Raw genomic sequence first — 23197 nt, forward strand, 5'->3', positions numbered from 1 at the left:
TTTTTTTTATACTAAACTTATAATTTTTTTATTTTATTTTGAATTTTAGAAAGAACTAATTTTTTACATTTAGATATTATTTTTTTTATAGATAATGAAGAATTTATAATTCCTTCAGAAAAGTATATATTACCTCCTCCTTTTCCAGATATTTTTTTTAAAATTTTTAAAATTAATGTATTCGCTTGAATTATTTTGCTTAATTTTTTACTAATTTTAATTTTTAAATAAATTTTTTTAGATATGTTTATTAGTATTATAATACTTGATTGGAATTTTTTTTGTAAATAATCTATAATTTTAAAAATATATGATTGTTGTTCATTGTATAATATATGAAAAAAAATATAATGATTATTAATTTTTATGTATTTTTTAGAAATTGTTTTCATTGATAAAATTAATAATTTTTCTTCAATATTTTTATTATTTTTTATTAATTTTTGTTGTATTTTTAAAATATTTTGAATTTTTTTTATTAAATTAGAATTTTTTGGTTGTATTAGTTTTTTTATAATATTTAATTTTTTTTCTTTTTTATAAATTTCTTTAAAAGCTTTTTTATAAGTTACCGCTTCAATTCTTCTAGTTCCAAATGATATACTATTTTCATTAATTATTTTAAAAAGAATAATTTCTCCTGTTTTATATACATGAGTGCCACTGCATAATTCATTTGAAATTGAATTAATTGAAATAATTCTAACATTATTTTGATAAATTTTATTTTCAAGGAAAATATATTTTTTTTGTTTAGCATTTTTAAAAGTTGTAATAAAATTTTTTACTTTAATATTTTTTTGAATATATTTATTTACAGTTTTTTCAATTTTTTTTATTTTTTTAAAATTTAAATTTTTAAAATAAGTATAATCAAATCTAATTTTTTTTTCGTTAACTAAAGATCCTTTTTGTAGAATATTTTTTCCTAAAACTTTTTTTAATCCAGCATGTAATAAATGTGTAGCAGTATGATTTTTTTCAATTAATTTTCTTTTTTTAATATCAATTATAGCTTTAACTAAAGTATTTTTATTTATTGTTCCTGAATATATTTTTCCATGATGAATAATAATGTTTCCATTTTTTGTAGTGTTATAGACCTCAAAAATTCCATTTTCTGATTTAATTATTCCACTATCTCCAATTTGTCCACCGGATTGTCCATAAAAAGGAGTACTTTCTAAAATTATTTGACCTGTACTTTGTTTATCAATTTTATTAACCGATTTATCATTAATATAAATTTTTTTTATAATAGTTTTTGTTTTATAAAAATTATATCCTATAAAATTTGTTTTGTTATTTACAAACATTGAAATTTTATTTGTATTTTTATATTTTTTTTTAACATTTATTATTTTTTGATTTTTTATTTTTTTATTAAGTTTATTAAGATCTATTTGAATATTTTTTTCTTTGCAAAAATCTTTAGTTAAATCTATTGGAAATCCTAATGTATCATATAAATAAAATACAATATTAGAATCTAATACATTATTTTTTAAATTTTTTATTTCTTCTTTTAAAATTTTTAATCCTTTATTTAAAGTTTCTGAAAATTGTAATTCTTCTATTTTTAATATTTTTTGAATTTTATTTTTATAGCGAATCAAAAGATGATTTGCATTTTTCATAGATTTTATTAAGATAGGTACTATCTTATAAAAAAAACATTTTTTTAGTCCAATAGATCTTCCATGTCTAATAGCTCGTCTAATAATTTTTCTTAAAACATAACCTCTATGTTCGTTAGAAGGAAATACGTTGTTCGCAATAATATATGAACTAGAACGAATATGATCAGATATAACTTGCAAAGATTTATTATTTTTTGTATTTGATAAATTAAATTTTTTTTTAATTCCTTGTATAATTTTATAAAAAATATCTATATCGTAATTTGATTGCACATTTTGTAAGACAGACGCAATTCTTTCTAATCCCATTCCTGTATCTACTGAAGGAGATTTTAATTTAATAAATTTTTTCTTTGGTAATTTGTGATATTGAATAAAAACAATATTCCATATTTCTAAAAAACGATTTCCTATATCTTTTTTTGATCCAGGAATACTTCCAGGTATATTTTTTCCATAATCATAAAAAATTTCTGTACAAGGTCCACATGGTCCATATTTTTCCATTTTCCAAAAATTTTCTGATGTATATTTAATATTATTTTTATTTTTTATAAAAATTATTTGATTATTTGAAAGTTTTATAATATTTTTCCAAATTTGATATGATTCTATATCATCTTCATAAATAGTTACTAAAAGTTTATTTGGATCAATATTAAACCATTTTTTTGAAGTAAGAAGTTTCCACGCATATATTATAGATTTTTTTTTTAAATAACTTCCAAAACTAAAATTTCCTAACATTTCAAAAAAGGTATGATGTCTAGGTGTATAACCAACATTTTCTAAATCATTATGTTTTCCACCTGTTCTTAAACAATGTTGTATACTTGCAATGTTTTTATCTTTTATTGTTTTTAAACCTAAAAAAATATTTTTAAATTGATTCATTCCAGCATTTGTAAACAGCAATGTTGGATCGTTATCAATAATTAAAGAACTACTAGGATAAATTATGTGATTTTGACTTTTAAAAAAATTTAGAAATGTTTGACGTATTTGTTCTGTTGTTTTATACATATATATCCAAAATATTATTGTAATTTTAAGATTTTTTTTATGAATTTTTTTTATAATTAAATAATTTTATTATGTTTATTTATTTAATAAAATTTTTTTTTTAATTGTATATATTTTCATATAGAAAAATTTTTTATTAATATTTATTAAATAGTATATAATTTATAATTAATATCTAAAATTATTTAATAACATATTATAAATTATTTTTTTAAAATTTAAATTTTATAAAGGACAAATATATTTGAAGAATTTTATTTTGTTAGAAAAAAAAGTTCCTAAAAAAATATTTAATCGAATCAGAATAGATAAAGTGTTACCAAAATTATTTCCTATATTTTCTAGAAATTATTTTAAAAAATGTATAAATAAAAATTATGTTTTAGTAAATAATATTATTATTACATCTCCTAATTTTAAAATTATGGAAGGAGATATTTTAAATATTAAAATATTCTTTAAACAAGAGAAGTTTTTCTTACCTCAAAAAATAAAATTAAATATTGTTTATGAAGATACATTTTTATTAATAATAAATAAACCTTCATCTTTAGTAGTACATCCAGGTTACGGAAATTCTCACAATACTTTATTGAATGGATTAATATTTTATTATAAAAATATTATAACAATTCCTCAAAATGGAATAGTTCATAGATTAGATAAAGATACTACAGGATTAATTATTATTGCAAAAACTATTTCTACATATTTTATTTTAAAAAAAATGATTAAATTAAGAAAAATTTATAGAGAATATGATGCTATTGTTTTAGGAAAAATAAAATTTGGAGGTATGATTAATGCTCCTATTAAAAGACATAAATTTAAAAGAACTCATATGACAGTTTCTATAAATGGAAAAACTGCTATTACACATTATAAAATTAAAAAAAAATTTAATACATGTACATGGTTAAAAGTTAAATTAGAGACAGGTAGAACACATCAAATACGTGTTCATATGTTATATATTAAACATCCTATTGTTGGAGATAAAAAATATAAATATTATTTAAATTTTTTTAAAGATTTAAATAATAGTAAATTATATAGTGTAATTAAAAGTTTTCCTAGACAAGCTTTACATGCTTCTAAATTAAAGTTTTTTCATCCAATTACAAATAAAAAAATGTATTTTAAAATTAATTTACCACAAGATATGATTAATTTAATTTATAAATTAAATGTAGAAGTTTAATATTAAAAATGTTTTTATTAAATAGGATTAAAATTTAATTTTATATCTTTTAGATGAAAATATTTAATTTTTAGAAAATAATATTTTTTAGATTTTTTTTAGATTGAATGTTTATTGATTATTTTTTTTATATAATCTTTTAATTGCTGTTTTTAACGCCCACTTATAACCGTCTATACCTAATCCACAAATTACTCCATTAGAAATATCTGAAATCCATGAATGTGAACGAAAATTTTCTCTAGAATAAATATTAGATATATGTACTTCTATAAATGGAATTTTTACAGCTAATAAAGCATCTCTTAAAGCAATACTAGTATGTGTAAAAGCAGCAGCATTAATAATTATATAGTCAACTTTTTTTTTAGAACGGTGTATTTCTTCAATTAAAACATGTTCTGCATTAGACTGTATATGATTAATTTTTATAAAATATTTTTTAGAGTATTTTTGTAGTTTATTAATTAATTGTGGTAAAGAGATATTTCCATAAATTTCATTTTCTCGAGAACCTAAAAGATTTAAATTTGGTCCATTAATTAATAATATAGTAAATTTTTTTTTCATATGTAATTTCTTTTAATTAATTTAATTAAACTATATTATACAATATATATTTTAAGATACAAAATATAAAATAAATTTTTAAAATATAAAATTTTTATATCAAAACATAAAATTTATAAAATAAATTTTTAATTTATTTTATAAATTTTAAGATTTTAAATAATTTTTGTTTAAAAAGTGAGAGTATATGAATTTTAATACAGTAATAAATAATATATTATTTAAAAATAACATTAACATAGAAGATGTTTTTTGTGTATTATCTGATTTGTCTAAAAAAAAAATAGATTATTCTGATATATATTTTCAATCAAAATTAAGTGAATCATGGATACTAGAAAATAAAATTATTAAAAATGGAACTTATAATGTTGATACAGGTGTAGGATTACGAGCAATTTGTAATGAAATGAATGGATTTGCTTATACCAATCAAATAAATTTAATTGGATTAAGAAAAATTACTAATGTATTACAAAATATTTTAAAAAATCAAGAATATAAAAATAATCAAAATTTTATTTATAATGAAAATAAATCTTTTTATGGATTTGATAATCCTTTAAATTCATTAACAAATAAAGAAAAAATTAATATTTTACGTCAAGTAGATGAAATTGCTCGTAGATATGATTCCAGAATTTCTCAAGTTAATGCATGTTTATCTGGAACATATGAAAATATATTAGTTGCATCTACAGATGGTATTTTAGCTACAGATATTAGACCATTAGTGTCTCTTTCTATTTATATTTTATCTGAAGATCATGGAAAACGTGAAATTGGAACTAATGGAGGAGGTATTAGAAGTACATATCAATATTTTTTAAAAAAAAATAATAATGGTTATTCAAATTTAGAAGATTTAACCAAAGAAGCAGCTAGAATTTCTATTTTAAATTTAAATTCTAAAAAAGCTCCTTCAGGTTCTTTTCCTGTAATATTAGGTTCTGGATTTCCAGGGGTTTTATTACATGAAGCTGTTGGTCATGGATTAGAAGGAGATTTTAATCGTAAAAATTTATCTATATATAGTAATAAAATAAATAAAAAAGTGGCTTCTAATTTATGTACAATCGTAGATGATGGAACCAAAAAATATTCTAAAGGTTCTATATCAATTGATGATGAAGGAACTCCAGGTCAATATAATGTTTTAGTAAAAAACGGAATTTTAAAAAAATATTTACAAGATAAATTTAATTCTCATCTAATGAAAACAGTTTCTACAGGTAATGGTCGAAGAGAATCTTATGCATATCTTCCCTTACCTCGTATGACTAATACATATATGCTTTCTGGAAAATCCACTGTATCAGAAATTATAGAAAGTGTAGATTATGGAATATATGCAGTTAATTTTAGTGGTGGACAAGTTGATATTACTTCTGGAGAATTTGTATTTTCTACATCTGAAGCATATTTAATTCAAAAAGGAAAAATTATTTCTCCTATTAAAGAAGTTACTTTAATTGGTTCTGGAATAGAAATTATGAATAAAGTATCTATGGTAGGAAATGATTTAAAAATGGATAATGGAACTGGATTATGTTCTAAAGAAGGACAAGATGTTCCTGTTTCTGTAGGACAACCAACTATTAAAATAGATTCTTTAACTGTAGGAGGTACGAATTAATTTTTAATTTTAATAATTTATAATTTTTTAAATATTTTTATACGCAGTCACACTTAATGTTATGACTGCTGTTTTATTTAAAGAAATTTTTTTGTTTAAATAAATTAAATTTTTTCTTTAATTCTTGCAGATTTACCAAATTTTTTACGTAAATAATATAATTTAGACTTTCTTACGAAACCTTTACGTTTTATAAATATATTTTCGATATTTTTAGAGTGTGTTTGAAAAACTCTTTCTACACCTTCATTGTTTGATATTTTTCTAACACAAAAAGATGATTGTAAAAATCTATTTTTTATAGAAATGACAATTCCTTCAAAAGATTGTAAACGTTTTTTAGAACCTTCTATTACCCAAACTTGTACTTCTATTGTATCTCCTGAACGAAATTTTGGTATATTTTTTTTGATTTGTTTTTTTTCTATAATATTTAATATATTATTCATTTTTTTATTTTTTCAAAATTAGTAATGTTTTTGTTTTTTAATTCAAGTATTTTTTCTAAAATTTTTTTTTCTTCATTAGTAAATTTTTTTTTTTTAAATAATTTTGGTTTTTTTAAAAAAGTAGATTCAAGAGATTTTTTTAATCTCCATTTTTTAATTTTTTTATGATTTCCTGATAAAAGAATATTAGGAACTTTCATATTATCTATAATTCTTGGTCTAGTATAATGAGGATAATCTAATAAAGTTTTAGAAAATGAATCTTGATGTTTAATATTTTTTTTTTTAATTACATTTGGTATAAATCTACAAATTGCATCTATAAATACCATTGCTGCTAATTCACCACCTGTTAATATATAATCTCCAATAGATAATTCTTGATCTACAAATTTTTTTATAAATCTTTCATCAATACCTTGATATCTTCCACAAATTAATATTATATGTTTAATTTTAGATAAATTTTTTAAATTATATTGATTAATTTTTTTTCCTTGTGGAGATAAATAAATTATATAATATTTTTTTTTTTTATATATTTTATTATTGCCATTTTTAATGGAAAAAAACTCATAATCATCCCAGGACCTCCTCCATATGGTCTATCATCTATTCTTTTGTTTTTTTTTTTACTAAAATTTCTTAAATTTAATAAAGTTACATTAATAATTTTTTTTTTGATTGCTTTTGATAGAATTCCATAATTTATTATTGAATTAAACATTTCAGGAAAGATTGTAATGATTTTAAAATTTATTAAACTTTGTTTTGTTTTTTTATTTTTTTTCAAATTTTATTCTCTCCAATTGACAATAATTTTTTTTTTTTTAATATGAATTCTTTTAATAATTTTTTTTTTTATAAAAGGAATGAGTATTTCTTTACAATTATTTTTTTTAACTATTAAGATATCATTTGTGTATGTTCTTAAAATTTTTACAACTATTCCTAAAAAATTTTTATTTATATTAAAAATTTTACATAATAGAATTTCATTCCAAAGATATTCATTATTTTTTTTTTGAATTTGATTGGAATAAATAAATATTTTTTTATTTGTAAACAAAGAAGCTGTATTTCTATCATTTACATTTTTTATTTTTATTAAAAAATAATTTTTTATAGATTTCCATTGAACAATTTTTAAAGAATTAATAATATTACTTTTAAAATAAAATAAAGGACTATATTTAAAAATAGATTTTTTGTTTTCAGTAAAAGAAAACATTTTGTTCCATCCTAAAATACCATAAGGTGAACAAATTTTACCTATAATTATTGGATTTAAATGTTTTTTAATCATTTATTATTTAACATATTTTTGAATAATTTTTTTTACTCTTTTAGAAGTTTTTCCACCAGTTTTTATCCAATATTTTAATTTTTCTAAATTTATTTTACATGAATGTAGTTTATTTTTACAAATTGGATCAAAAAATCCAATTTTTTCAATAAAACGTCCATTTCTTGCTGATCTACTATCAGTAACAATAATTTGATAAAAAGGTTTTTTGTTAGATCCATGCCTAGATAATCTTATTTTAACCATTTTTAGTTCCTTAAAAGATTTAATAAAAATTTTATATTTATAAAATCATTTGTTTAATTTTATTAAAAAATTTTATAAATCCAATATTTTTTATTTTTTTCATTATTTTTTTTATAGATTTAAACTGTTTTAAAAGTTTATTTACATCTTGTATTGTTGTTCCAGAACCTAATGCAATTCTTTTTTTTCTAGATATTTTAATAATATTAGGATAATTTCTTTCTTTTATAGTCATAGATTTAATTATTGATTCTATTTTTAATATCATAGAATCATTCATTTGAAATAAAATATTATTTTTAATATTAGAACTAATTGGTAATTTTTGTAATAAAAATTTTATACTTCCAATTTTTTTAATTTGATATATTTGTTTTAAAAAGTCATTTAAATTAAATGAATTATATTTTTTAATTTGTGTATTTAATTTATTAATATTTTTTTTACCAAATTTTTTTTTTATAGATTTTATTTCAGATAAAATATTTTCCATTCCTAAAATTTTAGAACTAATTTTTTTTGCATTAAAAAGTTCAATATTATCAATTTTTTCTCCATTTCCAATAAATTTAATTGGAATTTCTGTTAAGTATTTTATTGATAATGCTACTCCACATCTTGTATTTGAATCTAATTTAGTGAGAAAAATACTTGTAATAAAGATATGTTTTTGAAAATTTTTAATTATGTTTATAGAATCTTGACCAATCATTGAATCAATTACAAAAATTGTTTCTGTAGGTTGAATATATTTATTAAGACTTTGCAATTCATGCATTAATTTTTTATTAACATGTAATCTTCCCGCAGTATCTATTATTAAAATATCGTATTTTTTTATTTTAGCATATTCTATAGCTTTTTTTGAAATATCTATTGGTGTTTCTGAATTATGAGATTTAAATACATCAACTTGAATTTTAGAAGATATGATTTTTAATTGTTTTATTGCTGCAGGTCTATATATATCTGTAGATGTTACTAAAACTTTTTTTTTAAATTTTTTTTGAAAAAAATTAGATAATTTTCCAATACTTGTAGTTTTACCTGCTCCTTGTAATCCTATGACTAAAAAAACAGATAATTTTTTGGATAAAAATTTTATAGAAGAATTTTTATTTCCAATAATTTTTATTAATTCTTTTTTAACAATTTTAACAAATTCTTGTCCAGGAGTTAAAGAATTATTTATAACTTCTCCAATACATTTTTTTTTAATTTTTTTAATAAATTTTTTAATCACTATAAAAGAAACATCTGCTTCTAATAATGTAATTCTTATTTCTCTTAATGTTTCTTTAATATTTTGTTCTGTAATTCTTCCTCTATGAGAAATGTTTTTTATAATTTTTGTAAAGCATTTAGTTAGATTTTTAAACATTTTATTTTACTCAAAATTATTTTAATAAAATTATTTATTTTAATAAATTTTTCTATAAAAGTTAATTTGTTATTTTTTTTAATAAAATTATTTGAAAATTTTTGATTATTTATTTTTTAATATATAAAATAACGTTTGATTATTTTTTTTATTAGAAATATTTTCTTTAAGAATATATAAGTTATAAAGTAAAGAAGATTCTTTATTTCCTATTGCAGCAATGTATTTTTTTTTTTTTTTTGATATTTTTTTTACAGCTTCTGAGGAACTTTTTGTATATTTAATTTTTAATAAAGGAAATTTGTTTATAAATAATTGACATTGTTTAATAGGTTCTATATGACTATAAATTAATTTTATTTTTTTCAAAGAGTATTTTTTTGATGAAATGATACAATGATCAATTGTAATAATAATGTTCTCTTTAATACAAAATTTATTTTTTTTTAATAATTCATTAGTTTCTTGAATTTTTCCAGAAGAATTATTTTGTATAGGTAAAATAGCGTATTTTGAAATGTTGTTTTTTAATTTTTTTAAAACTTGAGAAAACGTTTTACATGGAATTTCATAAAAAATTTTGTTTTTTTTTTAGCATATTTTGAAGCAGCTAAATAAGAATATGATCCTTTAGGACCTAAAAAAGACATTTTTAAAATTTTAGATTTTTTTTTTTGATAAATTTTTTTTTGAATTTTAACTGAATTTATTATAATTGTTTGAAAAATTTTTTTTATATATTTCTCATTTAAATTATATTTTTTTCCTTTAGAAGTAATTTTTCTAAAAATTTCTTTTTCTCGAATAGAATCTTGAATTGGATAATTACTTTTGATTTTTTCTTTAATAATTTTTTTAGAAATTAAATTCCTTTTATATAATAATTTTAAAAGAGATTTATCAATACAATTAATTTTTTTTCTTAATTTCAATAAATTTTTTTGATTTTTCATAAATAACCTAATTTTATTTTTGTATTAATTGATTTTATACAAAGTAGATATTTTGAATTTTATATAATAAATTTTATTATCTTTTATTATAAAGATTTTTATTTTTTTTTTAAATACATTTTATATAAAAAAATGTATTTAAAAAAAAATAATGTTATTATTTCAATAGTTTTACAAGATTATATTTTTTATAGATTTTTTTAAAAAAATTTTATATTTTAAAAAATTTTTATACTATAAGGAAAAGATATGAATATAAAAAGTTTTTCAGCATCTAAAAAAGATTTTACAAGAAATTGGTATTACATTGATGCTACTGGAAAAATATTAGGACGTTTATCTAGTATAATTGCACATTATCTTCGTGGAAAACATAAAAGTATATATACCCCTAATGTTGATGTTGGAGATTATATTATTGTTATTAATGCTTCTAAAATTCATGTTACTGGAAAAAAATTTAAAAACAAATTATATTATCATCATACTGGTCATGTAGGTGGATTAAGAAAAAAAAAATTTTCAGATATTTTTTTAAATAATTCAGAAAGTATTATAAAAAAATCTGTATATGGAATGTTACCAAAGGGTCCATTAGGAAAATTAATATTTAAAAAATTAAAGGTTTATTCTCAAGATTTTCATAATCATAAAGCGCAAAAACCACGTTTACTTAAAATTTAAAATTTAGGATATTAAAATTAAAATGGAAAAAGTAAGAAATTATGGTACAGGTAGAAGAAAATCATCTTCTGCACGTGTTTTTTTAACACTCGGAAATGGAAATATTATTGTTAATAATTTAAAGTTAAATAAATATTTTAGTAGAAAAACTTCATGTATGCTTATTCAACAACCTTTACAAGCTGTAAAAATGATTGATAAATTAAATTTTTATATTACTGTAAAAGGTGGAGGAATGTCTGGACAAGCTGGAGCAATTAGACAAGGAATTACACGAGCTTTAATTGAATTTGATAGTACTTTTTTAAAAATTTTAAAAAAATTAGGTTTTGTTACTCGTGATTCTCGCCAAGTAGAAAGAAAAAAAGTTGGATTTAGAAAAGCTAGACGTAGACCTCAATTTTCTAAAAGATAATTTATTTTATATTTATTATATACAAGTTAAATATTTTAACTTTTTTGTAATTAATTTTTAACTTGTATAAGATTTTTTTTATTTAAAATATAAATTTAATTTTTATATCAAGATTAATTTATATTATTTTACTTAAATTCTTACACAAAGTATTTAATCCTTTTTTATTTATTGCAGAAATAATGAAATATTTTTCAACATAATTTATTTTTTTTAAAATTTTCTTTATTTTATATTTAATATCTTCTTTTTTTATTAGATCAGATTTATTAAAAACTAACCATTTTTTTTTTTTATATATTTTTTTTTTATAAAGTTTAATTTCTTTATTGACAATGTTTATATTTTTTATAATTAATTTATAATTATGTATAGAAAGATCTATGATATGAAGAAGAATTTTACATTTTTCAATATGTCTTAAAAATTTTAATCCTAATCCTATTCCTCTTGATGCTCCTTTTATAATTCCTGGAATATCTGCAAATGTAAGACTTTTTTTGGATTTTGTAAAAAATACTCCTAAGTAAGGTCTTAAAGTAGTAAAATAATAATTTCCTATTTTAGGTTTAGCAGAAGAAATACTTCTTATAAAAGTAGATTTTCCTACATTTGGTAAACCAATAATACCGACATCTGCAAGTAAAGATAATTCTAATTTTATTTTTATAGTTTCTCCAATTTTTCCTAAAGTTTTTTTTTTTGGAGTTCGATTAGTAGAAGATTTAAATCTATAATTTCCTAATCCGTGCCATCCTCCTTGTAAAAGTAAAAATGATTGTTTATGATATTTAAATTCTTTAATTATTTCATTTGTATTATAGTTTATTATTTTAGTTCCTAATGGTACAAAAAGAGTTAAATTTTTTCCTTTTTTTCCAGATTTATTACGATTTTTTCCAGATTCTCCATTTTGTGCTTGAATAAATTTTTTAAATGTATAATCAATTAATGTATTTATATTTTTATTAGCTTGAAAAAATATACTTCCTCCATCTCCTCCATCTCCTCCATCTGGACCTCCTTTAGGATTATTTTTTTCACGTTTAAAACTAATAATACCATTACCTCCATTTCCTGCTTTTAATATAATAATAGCTTGATCGATAAATTTCATAATGAAAATTACTCCAAGATTGAGTGTTTGTATAATGCTTCCTCTGTATTTCAGAGAGGAAGATTATTTTATAATAAAAATATAAATTATTTATAATATTTTATTATTTTGTTTTGTTTCAATAATATTAATTATTTTTTTCTTATTTAAACCGTTTTTTTTAAATTCAACAATACCAGATTTTATAGCATAAATTGTATGATCTCTTCCACATTTAGTATTTAATCCAGAATGAAATTTTGTTCCTCTTTGTTTGATTATTATTGCTCCTGAATTTACAAATTCTCCACCAAATTTTTTTATTCCTAATCGTTTTGAATGTGAATCTCGTCCATTTCGACTAGATCCTCCAGCTTTTTTTTGTGCCATATTTTATTCCTTAAATAAATTAATATCTATAATTTTTACACTAGTATAATTTTGTCTATGTCCTTGTTTTCTTTTATAATGTTTACGACGATTAAATTTTATTATATTGATTTTTTTTTCTTTTCCATGTTTATAAATACAAGCTTTAATAACAGTATTTTTTAAAATAGGTTGACCTAAAAAAATTTTTTTATTTTTTTTAACTAATAAAATATTATTAAATTTAATTATTTTTCCAATTTCATAGTGAATTTTTTCTAGTCTTAATATTTGCCCTATTTGAACTCTATACTGTTTTCCTCCGTTTATAAATACTGCGTACATAAAAATGCTCCAATTTTTTATATTATTTTTTATAAGTTAAAAATATTTAATATATAAAACTTTTTATATAATTTAAAAATTAAATATTTTATATAAAATATTTTTATTTTTAAAAAAATTTATATTTAATAAAAATATTTATTTATTTAATATTTTTATTTTAATTAGATTTATTTTTGAATTTTTCTCCATTCTTTATTAGAATACGCTTTGATTGAAATTGCATGTATTTTATTTTCTTGAATATAAGATATTAAAGGAGAATATATTATTTTTTGTCTATCAACCATATTCATTTTTAAAAATATATCTCCTACTGCTAATATTTTATAATAATTATTATTTTTAATGATTTTAATGTATTTTAATTTTAATTTATTGTTTAAAATTTTTTTTATTTTATTTTTCATTTTTTTTTTAAAATTTTTTAATTTATAATAGATCTAAAAGTTTATTTATAATATATTTTTTAAATAAAATTAATTTTATTAATATATCATGTATTAAAAATAAAATTTTATATTTTTATTTATAGATTAATTTATTTTATTCATATTTAATTTTAATTTATTTATTAATTAATATATTATATTTTTTTTTAAAATTAAATTTATGATACATCAATATAATTATTATTTTTTAATATAAATCATTATAAATATTAAGGTATAAATGTGATTAATAAAATTTTAATGACCATTCAAGGACAAAAAAAGTTATTAAAAGAACTAAATTTTTTAAAAAAAGAAAAAAGACCAAAAATTATTTCATCTATTTCTATAGCTAGATCTTATGGAGATTTAAAAGAAAATGCAGAATATCATGCAGCTAAAGAAGAACAAAGTTTTTGTGAAGGAAGAATTAGAGAAATTGAATTTAAATTATCAAATGCTCATGTTATAGATATAAAAAATTTATCTAAATTTAAAAAAATATTTTTTGGTGCTACAGTTACTGTTTTACATATTTTATCTAAAAATATTTATACTTATAAAATTGTTGGAGACGATGAGTCTAATTTTAAAAAAAAAATGATTTCAATTAATTCTCCTATTGCAAAAAGTTTAATAGGAAAAAAGAAAAATGATTTTTTAAAAGTAAATACTCCATCTGGAAAAGTAAAATATCAAGTGTTAAAAATTGAATATATTTAGATAAATATTTTTTCATATATTGTTTTATTTAATCTTTATTAGATCTTTATTATTTTTTATAAAAAGTGTTAATATAAATTTAAATTAGAAAAAATCTTAATTATAATTTATTTTATTAATTTTAAATTGTTGTTTTTGAATAATTTTTAAAACTTTTATATTAAATTTTAAAATTAATAATTAAGTATTTTTTTAAAAATATGAAAAATGATAAATGAATAATAAAAAAAAAAAATCTAGTTCTAAAATTTGGTTAAAACGTCATTTTAAAGATTTTTATGTACGTGAAGTACATAAAAATAAAATACGTTCTCGCGCTTGGTTTAAATTAGATCAAATACATAATAAATTTAATATTTTTAAAAATAATAATATTATTGTAGATATTGGATGTTCTCCAGGAAGTTGGTCAGAATATGCTTTAAAAAAAATAGGTTCTCAAGGAAAGATTATTGCATGTGATATTTCTTTTATGAAGCCTATTTTTGGAGTAATTTTTATACAAGGAGATATTCAAGATATTTGTACATATTCTTTAATATTACAAAAATTAAAAAATAAAAAAGCAGATATTTGTATGTCTGATATCTCTCCTAATATAAGTGGACATGCTGTAATTGATATACATAAATCTATATCTTTAAGTACAGCAGCTTTAAATTTATCAATTAAAATTTTATCAAAAAATGGTGTATTTATCACAAAGATCTTTCAAGGAGAAAATTTTAATATGTATTATCAGCTTATAAAAAAAAAATTTTCTCAAGTTAAAATTTATAAACCACACGCTTCTAGATTCAAATCTCGTGAAATTTTCATTATAGCAAAAAATATAAAAGAATAGTTTTTTAAAATTTAAGTATATTAATTTAAGTGATGAGGAGTGAATCTCTTGAGAGAAATAGTTAAAAATTTTATTCTGTGGTTTATTTTAATTATGATTACAATGTCTATATTTCAAAATTTTAACTTCACACATTCACATAATTATCAAGTTAATTATTCTACTTTTTTATCAGAAGTAAATCAAAATAAGATTCGTGAAGTAATTTTAGATGGACATAATATTCGTGTTACAAAAAAAAATAACAGTAAATACGTGACATTTCTTCCTATTAATGATCCAAATTTATTAAAAACTCTTTTAAAAAAAAATATTGAAATTATAGGAATTAAACCTTATCAAATGAATTTCTTTTTATCTACGATAATTTCTTGGTTTCCGATGATATTATTATTTTTAATGTGGATTTTTTTTATAAAGCAAATACAAATGGGAGGAAAAGGAGCGTTTTCTTTTGGTAAAAGTAAAGCAAAATTTTTAAAAGAAAATGAAATTAAAATAAATTTTTCAGATGTTGCAGGATGTAATGAAGCTAAAGAAGAAGTAAAAGAATTAGTAGATTATTTGATTAGTCCTAAGAAATTTCAAAAAATAGGTGGAAAAATACCAAAAGGAATTTTAATGATAGGTCCTCCAGGTACTGGAAAAACTTTATTAGCAAAAGCTATTGCTGGAGAAGCTAAAGTTCCATATTTTACAATATCAGGATCAGATTTTGTTGAAATGTTTGTAGGTGTGGGTGCATCTCGAGTTAGAGATATGTTTTCAAATTCAAGAAAATTAGCTCCATGTATAATTTTTATTGATGAAATTGATGCTGTTGGAAGAAAAAGAGGAACTGGTTTAGGAGGAGGAAATGATGAAAGAGAACAAACATTAAATCAAATATTAGTTGAAATGGATGGATTTGATAGAAATCAAGGAGTAATTGTAATAGCAGCTACTAATCGTCCAGATGTTTTAGATCCTGCTTTATTGAGACCAGGAAGATTTGATCGTCAAGTTTTTGTACCATTACCTGATATTAAAGGTAGAGAAGAAATATTAAAAGTGCATTCTAAAAAAGTTTTATTAGAAAAAGATTTTAATCCTTTAATTATTGCTCGTGGTACTCCTGGATTTTCTGGAGCAGATTTATCAAACTTAGTAAATGAAGCTGCATTGTTTGCTGTTCGTCATAATCGTTCTTTAGTTACTATGGAAGATTTTGAACAAGCTAAAGATAAAATTATGATGGGCTCAGAAAGAAAATCTATGATTATGACAGAAATACAGAAAGAAGCTACTGCATATCATGAAGCAGGTCATGCTATTGTAGGTAGATTAGTTCCAGAACATGATCCTATTCATAAAGTTACTATTATTCCTAGAGGAAGAGCCTTAGGTGTGACTTTTTTTTTTCCTACTGAAGATTATTTAAGTATTAATAAACAAAAATTAGAAAGTCAAATTTCTACTTTATATGGAGGAAGATTAGCTGAAGAAATCATATATGGAAAAGAATATGTTTCTACAGGAGCATCAAATGATATTAAAGTAGCAACAAATTTAGCTAGAAATATGGTTACTCAATGGGGTTTTTCAAAAAAATTGGGTCCTTTATTATATTTAAAAGAAGAAGAAGAAATGTTTTTAGGAAAATCATTTCAAAAAAATTTAAATTGTTCAAATAGTACAGCAAAAATTATCGATCAAGAGATAAAATTTTTTATTGATAATAATTATAATAGAGCGAAAAAAATTTTAAAATCAAATATAGATATATTACATTCTATGAAAAATGCGTTAATAAAATATGAAACAATTAATTCTGATCAAATAGATGCTTTAATGAAAAGAAAAAAAATATAAAGTTATTTTTTTTTAAAGATATTTTTATATAAATAAAACAATTTATTTTTTTATATAAAAAATATTATTTATTTGAAAAATTTTTATTTTAAAAATTCTTAATTTAATATACTATATTTTTTTTATTTTAAGAAAATACAGTATTTTTTTATAAATATTAATATAATAATTAAATTGTAATTTAAAATAGGTATTTTAAAATGCGTGTTTTCTTTTTATGTTTATATTTATTTATTTCAATAACTCTAATTATTTTAATTTTATTACAAAAAAATCTTAATTCTATAAATATTGGTACTTCAAATATTAATAAAAATTTATTTAATATATCTACTTCAAATGAATTTTTAACTCGTTTAACTATTATTTTTGCATGTTTATTTTTAATATTGAGTATTTTACAATGTAATATAAATAATTGTATATTATAAAAAATATTAATTTAGATAAAAAATTATAGTATTTCTAGATAATTTTTTATAATTAAGCCGAGGTGGTGAAAATTGGTATACACGCTACTTTGAGGTAGTAGTATCTAAATAAAATTAGATATACGGGTTCAAATCCCGTCCTCGGTATTAAATAATATTTAAAATTAAATCTTTTTAAAAGATTTTATTATAAATGTTTATTTTTTAATATTCTAAAATTATTATTTTTAATAAAAAACCCCGTTTATACGGGGTTTTTTATTAAAATAAATAATTTTTTTATGATTTTTTAACTAAAAAATATATAAATTTACATTATATTATTTTAAATAATTTATAAAAATTAATAAAATTTTTTCAATATAAGGTTATCAAATATGAAAAAAAATATTTTATCAGTCATTGAATCAGTTTCTAATGAAAAATCTATTCCTAAAAAAATTATTTTTCAAGCTTTAGAAAAAGCACTATCAAAAGCTACGAAAAAAAAATATAAACAAGATATATGCGTGAAAGTTGTCATTAATGAAATAGATGGAAGTTTTAAAACATATAGAAGATGGTTAGTTGTACAAAATGTCATAAATCCTACAAAAGAAATTACTTTTGATGCAGCATATTATGAAAATAAAAATATTAAATTAAATGATTATATAGAGGAACCTATTGAGTCGATTAAATTTGATAGAATTACTACACAAACAGCTAAACAAGTAATTGTACAAGAGGTTAGAGAGGCTGAAAGATTTATTACTGTTAATAATTTTAAGAATAAAAAAGGAAATATTCTTACTGGAATAGTAAAAAAAATAAATAGAGCTTTTGTTATTTTAGATTTAGGAGATAATGCAGAAGGATTATTGTTTAAAAAAGAAATGCTTCCCAGAGAAAATTTTCGTTTAGGTAATAGAGTAAAAAGTGTACTTTATAAGATCAAATATGAAAAACAAGGATCGCAATTATTATTAAGTAGATCTAGACCAGAAATGTTAATAGAATTATTAAAGATCGAAGTTCCAGAAATTGGAGAAGGAATTATTCAAATTAAAAGAATAGCAAGAGATCCAGGTTCAAGATCAAAAATAGCTGTAAAAACTAATGATCAAAGAATTGATCCAGTAGGAGCTTGTGTTGGTATGAGAGGTGCTCGAGTACAAGCAGTATCAAATGAACTTTTTGGGGAAAGAATTGATATAGTTTTATGGAATGAAAATCTTTCTACTTTTGTTTTAAATTCAATGGCACCGGCTGAAATAGTTTCGATTACAGTGAATAAAATTAAAAAATTTATAGATATTTCTGTAGATTTTAGAAATTTAGCTCAAGCTATTGGAAGAAATGGTCAAAATGTTAAATTAGCATCTCAATTAACTAGATGGGAATTAAATGTAATGACTACTCAAGAATTAGATATAAAAAATAAAAAAATTAAAAAAAATACTTATAAAATTTTTAAAAGATGTTTAGATATTGATAAAAAAACTTTTTCTGTTTTATTTAAAAATAATATTAGATCAATTGAAGAAATATTATCAGTTTCTGAAAATATTGTTTCAAAAAAATTAAATATAAATAAAAAATTATTTTTATCAATAAAAAAACGTGCAAGAAAAATATTATCATTAAAGTCTATAGATTTAAATAAACCTAAAAATATTAATCTTTTAAAGAAACAAATGTTGAATATTAAAGGTATGAAAGAATGGATTGTATCTAAGTTGTTTCAACATAAAATATATACTATAGAAGATTTAGCTAATCAAAGTATCAGTGATTTATTAGAAATTCCAGAATTAAGTTCTGAAAAAATAGGAGAATTTATTATGTCTGCAAGAAATATTTGTTGGTTTAATAAATAATTTATCATATTATAAATTTTAAATAATTTGTTTTGAATTAAAAACGAATACATGTAAAATATTATTATACAATATATGTTTTTTGATTTTTTTAAAATAATTAAATTAATAAAAAAATATCATATTAATAAAATAAATAAAAATAATAAATTTATAAAATTATTTTTATTTTATAAACCGAATAAATAAGAGAAAAAATGAGAAAAAAAGATTTGAAAAAAGATATAAAAAAAAATATATATAATATGGATCAAAAAAATTCATTTAAAAAAAAAAAATCTGCTTTTAATAAGTTTTTTAAAAATTCAAAAAAAAAAAATAAACATAATTTAAATAAAAAAAATATTCAATCTAAAAATTTTTCATTAAAAAAAAATGTCTATCCAAAAGATTCTATTTCTAATATAAAAAAAAAAAATGTAAAAAATTTTAAAACAATATTAAATAAAAATAATAAATTAAAAAAAAATTCTATAAAAAAAAAAAAATATTATAAAAATTCTATTAGATTTAAAAAAAATATCAAGTATTTGAGAAAAAATATCAACAAAAATTTTTTAAAACAAGCATTTCATAAACCTAAAAATGTTATAAATAAAAAAATTACTATTTTTGATCAAATAACTGTTTTAGAATTATCTAATAAAATGGGTATTAAAAGTTCTGTATTAATTCAAAAAATGTTTCATGCAGGAATAAATCTTTCTATAAATCAATCTTTAAAATTAGATTTAGCTCAATTAATTTCTGAAGAAATGGGATTTCAAGTTAAGTTAATTCATAAAAATTTTTTAGAAGAATCTATTATGAAAGATAGAAATTTTAATCTTTCTCAAAAAAAAAATTTAAGACCTCCAATTGTAACTGTTATGGGTCATGTAGATCATGGAAAAACTTCTTTATTAGATTGTATTCGTAAAACTTCTACTGTTTTAAAAGAAAAAGGAGGTATTACGCAAAGTATAGGAGCTTATCATGTTAAAATAAATAATAAAAGAATTACTTTTTTAGATACTCCTGGACATGCAGCTTTTACTTCTATGCGTGCAAGAGGAGCTCAAATTACTGATATTGTAGTTTTAATAGTTGCAGCAGATGATGGAGTTATGCCTCAAACTATTGAAGCAATTCAACATGCACAATTTGCTAAAGTGCCTATTATTGTTGCAATTAATAAAATTGATAAAAATAATATTAATATTGAAAAAATTAATAATGAATTAATGAAATATAACATTTTATCTGAAGAATTAGGTGGAGAAAATATTTTTGTTAAGATTTCTGTAAAATTAAATAAAGGAATTAAAAATTTATTAAACAGTATATTATTACAATCTGAAATGTTAGAATTGTCTACTTATTCTAAAGGAATGGCTACAGGTATTGTCATAGAATCTTTTCTTGAAAAAGGTCGTGGAATAGTATCAACTATTATAGTTAAAGAAGGTGAATTAAAAAAAGGAGATATAGTTTTATGTGGATTAGAATATGGTAAAATTAAATCTATTAAAAATGAACATCAAAAAGATCTTTTAAAAGTTGGACCTTCTATTCCAGTAGAAATATTAGGATTATCTGGTTTACCTTTTGCAGGAGATATCTTAACTGTCGTACGTAGTGAAAAAAAAGCTAAAGAAGTAGCTTTATATAGAAAAGAAAAATATAAACAAAAATTTTTCTCTAAACAAAAAAAAATAAATTTAGAAAATTTATTTGATAATATTAATAAAAAAAATATTTCAGAATTAAATATTATTTTAAAATCTAATTCTAAAGGTTCGTTAGAAGCTATATCTTCTGCTATTAAAAAATTATCTCATAAAGAAGTAAACATAAATATTATTAGTGCAAATGTTGGAAGAATTAATGAAACAGATGCTTATTTAGCAAATACATCAAATTCAATTATTATAGGATTTAATGTACGTGCAGATATTTCTGCAAAAAAGATTATTAAAAAAGAAAATTTAGATTTAAGGTATTATTCTGTTATATATAATTTAATTAATGAAATTAAATCTTCTATTTATGGTATGTTATCACCTAAATATAAACAAGAAGTGCTAGGATTAGCTGAAGTAAGAAGTATTTTTAAATCTCCAAAATTCGGTTTTATTGCAGGATGTATGGTAATTGAAGGTATTATTAAAAGAAATCATCCTATTAGAATTTTAAGAGATCATTTAGTAATTTATGAAGGAGAGTTAGAATCAATTAGACGGTTTAAAGAAGATGTAAAAAAAGTAAGACATGGAACTGAATGTGGTATTGGAATAAAGAACTATAATGATATTAAAGTTAATGATATAATAGAAGTATATAAAATTAAAAAAATTAAAAGATTATAATAAATTTTGGAAAAATAAAATAGTGTATAAAAATATTTATAGATTAAATAGAATATCTCAAGAAATTAAAAAAGAAATTTCTTATATTATTCAAAAATTTATTAATGATCCTAGATTAAATCAATTTTCTACTATTTTAGACGTTATAGTTTCTAAAGATTTATCTTATGCTAAGATTTATGTTAGTACTAATAAAATTAATGATAATTTAAAAAAATCTTCTATAGAAATTTTAAATCATGCATCTTCTTATATACGATTTTTATTAGGAAAAAATTTAAAACTAAGAATTATTCCTCAATTAGTTTTTTTTGATGATAATTCTTATATAGAAGGAAATAAAATATCTAATTTATTAAAAACATTGAAATAATTTGTTTTTTTTTTTTAATATATTAGTTATAATGGAAAATATAAATGATTTTTAATCATTTAAGAAATATTCATGGAGTTTTTTTATTAGATAAACCCACTGGAATTTCTTCAAATAAAGCATTACAGATTACAAAAAAAATTTTTTTAGCAAAAAAAGCAGGTCATACTGGATCTTTAGATCCTTTAGCTACAGGAATACTTCCAATTTGTTTTGGAGAAGCAACAAAATTTTCTAAATATGTAATAAAATCTAATAAAAAGTATAGAGTAATTGCAAAATTAGGCGAACAAACTTCAACCGCAGATTCTTATGGAGAAATAATAAATGTTATTAGCAATAGGTTTAGTTCTTATCAATATTGGCGTGCATTGGATAGAATAAGAGAAAAAAGATTTCAAATACCTCCTATTTTTTCCGCCATTAAATATCAAGGAATAAGATTATATAAATATGCTAGAAAGGGAATTCGCATACCTTTAAAAGCTCGTCCTGTTAAGATTTATAAATTAAGTAGTTTATATAGAAGTAAAAATATTATAGAATTAGAAATTTCTTGTTCATCTGGAACATATATTCGTTCTATTATTAATGATTTAGGTAATTTTTTAAAATGTGGAGCTCATGTAATTTTTTTAAGAAGAATTAAAGTATCATCTTATTCTTGTTGTAAATCTATAACTTTAGATCAATTAAATTTTTTTAAAAATAAGTATTATAAAAAATCTAAAAAAATTTTTTTTCAAAAACTTCAAAAATTACTGATTCCTATTAATTCCATGGTATCTAATTTTAATAAAATTTACATTAGTTTAAAAGAAACTTTAATTATTCAAAATGGAAAATTTATAAAATTATTTACTAAATATTCAAATGGATTAATTTGTATTATGAATACTCAAAAAATTTTTATTGGTTTAGGAAAAATACGATTTCAAATATATTTATATCCTTATAGATTAATAAAAAAAGATTTATATAGTAATTATAATTTAAACCATATATTTCAAGATTAATAAATTC

24 protein-coding genes, 1 tRNA gene and 1 pseudogene are annotated in these 23197 nt (G+C 19.5%); 13 read left to right on the top strand and 13 right to left on the bottom strand.

Translation table 11 applies throughout. The features are described from left to right. Window positions 1-17: 17 nt before the first annotated feature. Window positions 18-2663 carry an alanine--tRNA ligase gene (alaS, locus tag LDP12_RS01070; protein WP_265226526.1) on the bottom strand — a complete coding sequence of 882 codons (2646 nt, stop codon included), beginning with the start codon at window positions 2661-2663 and terminating at the stop codon, window positions 18-20. Window positions 2664-2907: 244 nt separating this feature from the next. Between alaS and rluD the strand changes: the two genes are divergently transcribed. Next, the gene (gene rluD, locus LDP12_RS01075) at window positions 2908-3864 is read left to right on the top strand and encodes a 23S rRNA pseudouridine(1911/1915/1917) synthase RluD (protein WP_265226527.1); all 957 of its coding nucleotides are present in this window, start codon (window positions 2908-2910) and stop codon (window positions 3862-3864) included. A 111-nt stretch (window positions 3865-3975) separates the two neighbouring features. On the opposite strand, the gene aroQ is transcribed toward rluD, so the two are convergent. Beyond that, window positions 3976-4434, bottom strand: coding sequence for a type II 3-dehydroquinate dehydratase (gene aroQ, locus LDP12_RS01080; protein WP_265226528.1), 459 nt, complete (start codon window positions 4432-4434; stop codon window positions 3976-3978). 187 nt (window positions 4435-4621) lie between these two features. Between aroQ and tldD the strand changes: the two genes are divergently transcribed. Further along, window positions 4622-6070, top strand: coding sequence for a metalloprotease TldD (tldD, locus tag LDP12_RS01085; protein WP_265226529.1), 1449 nt, complete (start codon window positions 4622-4624; stop codon window positions 6068-6070). 104 nt (window positions 6071-6174) lie between these two features. On the opposite strand, the gene rplS is transcribed toward tldD, so the two are convergent. From rplS to LDP12_RS01120, 7 genes and pseudogenes are all read right to left on the bottom strand, one after another. Then, complete coding sequence (gene rplS, locus LDP12_RS01090) at window positions 6175-6519, bottom strand: 50S ribosomal protein L19 (RefSeq protein ID WP_265226530.1); 345 nt, start codon at window positions 6517-6519, stop codon at window positions 6175-6177. Then, a pseudogene (gene trmD / locus LDP12_RS01095) lies at window positions 6516-7246 on the bottom strand (tRNA (guanosine(37)-N1)-methyltransferase TrmD). The gene rplS and the pseudogene trmD overlap by 4 nt, the downstream one beginning before the upstream one ends. A 69-nt stretch (window positions 7247-7315) precedes the next feature. Further along, window positions 7316-7825: a ribosome maturation factor RimM gene (gene rimM / locus LDP12_RS01100; RefSeq protein ID WP_265226531.1), complete on the bottom strand. Its 510-nt coding sequence runs from the start codon at window positions 7823-7825 to the stop codon at window positions 7316-7318. A gap of 3 nt (window positions 7826-7828) precedes the next feature. Next, a complete protein-coding gene (rpsP, locus tag LDP12_RS01105; RefSeq protein ID WP_265226532.1) occupies window positions 7829-8071 on the bottom strand; it encodes a 30S ribosomal protein S16 in 243 nt (80 codons plus the stop codon). 37 nt (window positions 8072-8108) lie between these two features. Beyond that, the gene (gene ffh, locus LDP12_RS01110) at window positions 8109-9452 is read right to left on the bottom strand and encodes a signal recognition particle protein (RefSeq protein WP_265226533.1); all 1344 of its coding nucleotides are present in this window, start codon (window positions 9450-9452) and stop codon (window positions 8109-8111) included. 105 nt (window positions 9453-9557) lie between these two features. After that, window positions 9558-10031 carry a prephenate dehydratase domain-containing protein gene (locus tag LDP12_RS01115; protein WP_321160219.1) on the bottom strand — a complete coding sequence of 158 codons (474 nt, stop codon included), beginning with the start codon at window positions 10029-10031 and terminating at the stop codon, window positions 9558-9560. Next, window positions 9989-10405, bottom strand: coding sequence for a chorismate mutase (locus LDP12_RS01120; protein ID WP_265226534.1), 417 nt, complete (start codon window positions 10403-10405; stop codon window positions 9989-9991). The genes LDP12_RS01115 and LDP12_RS01120 overlap by 43 nt, the downstream gene beginning before the upstream one ends. Before the next feature lie 255 nt (window positions 10406-10660). On the opposite strand from LDP12_RS01120, the gene rplM reads away from it, so the two are divergent. Together rplM and rpsI are read left to right on the top strand one after the other, a co-directional pair. Beyond that, on the top strand, window positions 10661-11089 hold the full coding sequence (rplM, locus tag LDP12_RS01125; RefSeq protein WP_265226558.1) for a 50S ribosomal protein L13: 429 nt from the start codon (window positions 10661-10663) through the stop codon (window positions 11087-11089). A 22-nt stretch (window positions 11090-11111) separates the two neighbouring features. After that, entirely contained in the window at window positions 11112-11504 is a 393-nt protein-coding gene (gene rpsI, locus LDP12_RS01130; protein WP_265226535.1) for a 30S ribosomal protein S9, read from the top strand. A 118-nt stretch (window positions 11505-11622) separates the two neighbouring features. Here rpsI and cgtA read toward each other — a convergent pair whose 3' ends face one another. From cgtA to LDP12_RS01150, 4 genes are all read right to left on the bottom strand, one after another. Further along, window positions 11623-12621, bottom strand: a complete 999-nt coding sequence (gene cgtA, locus LDP12_RS01135) for an Obg family GTPase CgtA (RefSeq protein WP_265226536.1) — start codon at window positions 12619-12621, stop codon at window positions 11623-11625. A 90-nt stretch (window positions 12622-12711) separates the two neighbouring features. Then, the gene (gene rpmA / locus LDP12_RS01140) at window positions 12712-12990 is read right to left on the bottom strand and encodes a 50S ribosomal protein L27 (protein ID WP_265226537.1); all 279 of its coding nucleotides are present in this window, start codon (window positions 12988-12990) and stop codon (window positions 12712-12714) included. 3 nt (window positions 12991-12993) lie between these two features. Then, on the bottom strand, window positions 12994-13314 hold the full coding sequence (rplU, locus tag LDP12_RS01145; RefSeq protein ID WP_265226538.1) for a 50S ribosomal protein L21: 321 nt from the start codon (window positions 13312-13314) through the stop codon (window positions 12994-12996). Window positions 13315-13484: 170 nt separating this feature from the next. Next, the gene (locus LDP12_RS01150; RefSeq protein WP_265226539.1) at window positions 13485-13724 is read right to left on the bottom strand and encodes a BolA/IbaG family iron-sulfur metabolism protein; all 240 of its coding nucleotides are present in this window, start codon (window positions 13722-13724) and stop codon (window positions 13485-13487) included. Window positions 13725-13988: 264 nt separating this feature from the next. On the opposite strand from LDP12_RS01150, the gene greA reads away from it, so the two are divergent. The 9 genes from greA to truB all read left to right on the top strand — a co-directional run bounded on the left by greA (window position 13989) and on the right by truB (window position 23190). Continuing rightward, the gene (gene greA, locus LDP12_RS01155; protein WP_265226540.1) at window positions 13989-14468 is read left to right on the top strand and encodes a transcription elongation factor GreA; all 480 of its coding nucleotides are present in this window, start codon (window positions 13989-13991) and stop codon (window positions 14466-14468) included. 214 nt (window positions 14469-14682) lie between these two features. Next, window positions 14683-15312, top strand: coding sequence for an RlmE family RNA methyltransferase (locus LDP12_RS01160; protein WP_265226541.1), 630 nt, complete (start codon window positions 14683-14685; stop codon window positions 15310-15312). A 57-nt stretch (window positions 15313-15369) separates the two neighbouring features. Continuing rightward, window positions 15370-17163 (top strand): ATP-dependent zinc metalloprotease FtsH, encoded by a 1794-nt coding sequence (ftsH, locus tag LDP12_RS01165; protein ID WP_265226559.1) that lies wholly within the window; start codon window positions 15370-15372, stop codon window positions 17161-17163. Between the two features lie 200 nt (window positions 17164-17363). Then, a complete protein-coding gene (secG, locus tag LDP12_RS01170; RefSeq protein WP_265226542.1) occupies window positions 17364-17594 on the top strand; it encodes a preprotein translocase subunit SecG in 231 nt (76 codons plus the stop codon). 56 nt (window positions 17595-17650) lie between these two features. After that, a tRNA-Leu gene (locus tag LDP12_RS01175) sits at window positions 17651-17741 on the top strand. 230 nt (window positions 17742-17971) lie between these two features. Continuing rightward, entirely contained in the window at window positions 17972-19453 is a 1482-nt protein-coding gene (gene nusA / locus LDP12_RS01180; RefSeq protein ID WP_265226543.1) for a transcription termination factor NusA, read from the top strand. Between the two features lie 197 nt (window positions 19454-19650). Continuing rightward, complete coding sequence (gene infB / locus LDP12_RS01185; protein ID WP_265226544.1) at window positions 19651-21801, top strand: translation initiation factor IF-2; 2151 nt, start codon at window positions 19651-19653, stop codon at window positions 21799-21801. Window positions 21802-21823: 22 nt separating this feature from the next. Beyond that, entirely contained in the window at window positions 21824-22174 is a 351-nt protein-coding gene (gene rbfA, locus LDP12_RS01190; protein ID WP_265226545.1) for a 30S ribosome-binding factor RbfA, read from the top strand. Window positions 22175-22218: 44 nt separating this feature from the next. Continuing rightward, the gene (gene truB, locus LDP12_RS01195) at window positions 22219-23190 is read left to right on the top strand and encodes a tRNA pseudouridine(55) synthase TruB (RefSeq protein WP_265226546.1); all 972 of its coding nucleotides are present in this window, start codon (window positions 22219-22221) and stop codon (window positions 23188-23190) included. Window positions 23191-23197 lie beyond the last annotated feature (7 nt).

This window comes from Buchnera aphidicola (Chaitophorus viminalis), from assembly GCF_026122795.1.
GTDB classification, from domain to species: Bacteria; Pseudomonadota; Gammaproteobacteria; order Enterobacterales; family Enterobacteriaceae; genus Buchnera_J; species Buchnera_J aphidicola_BK.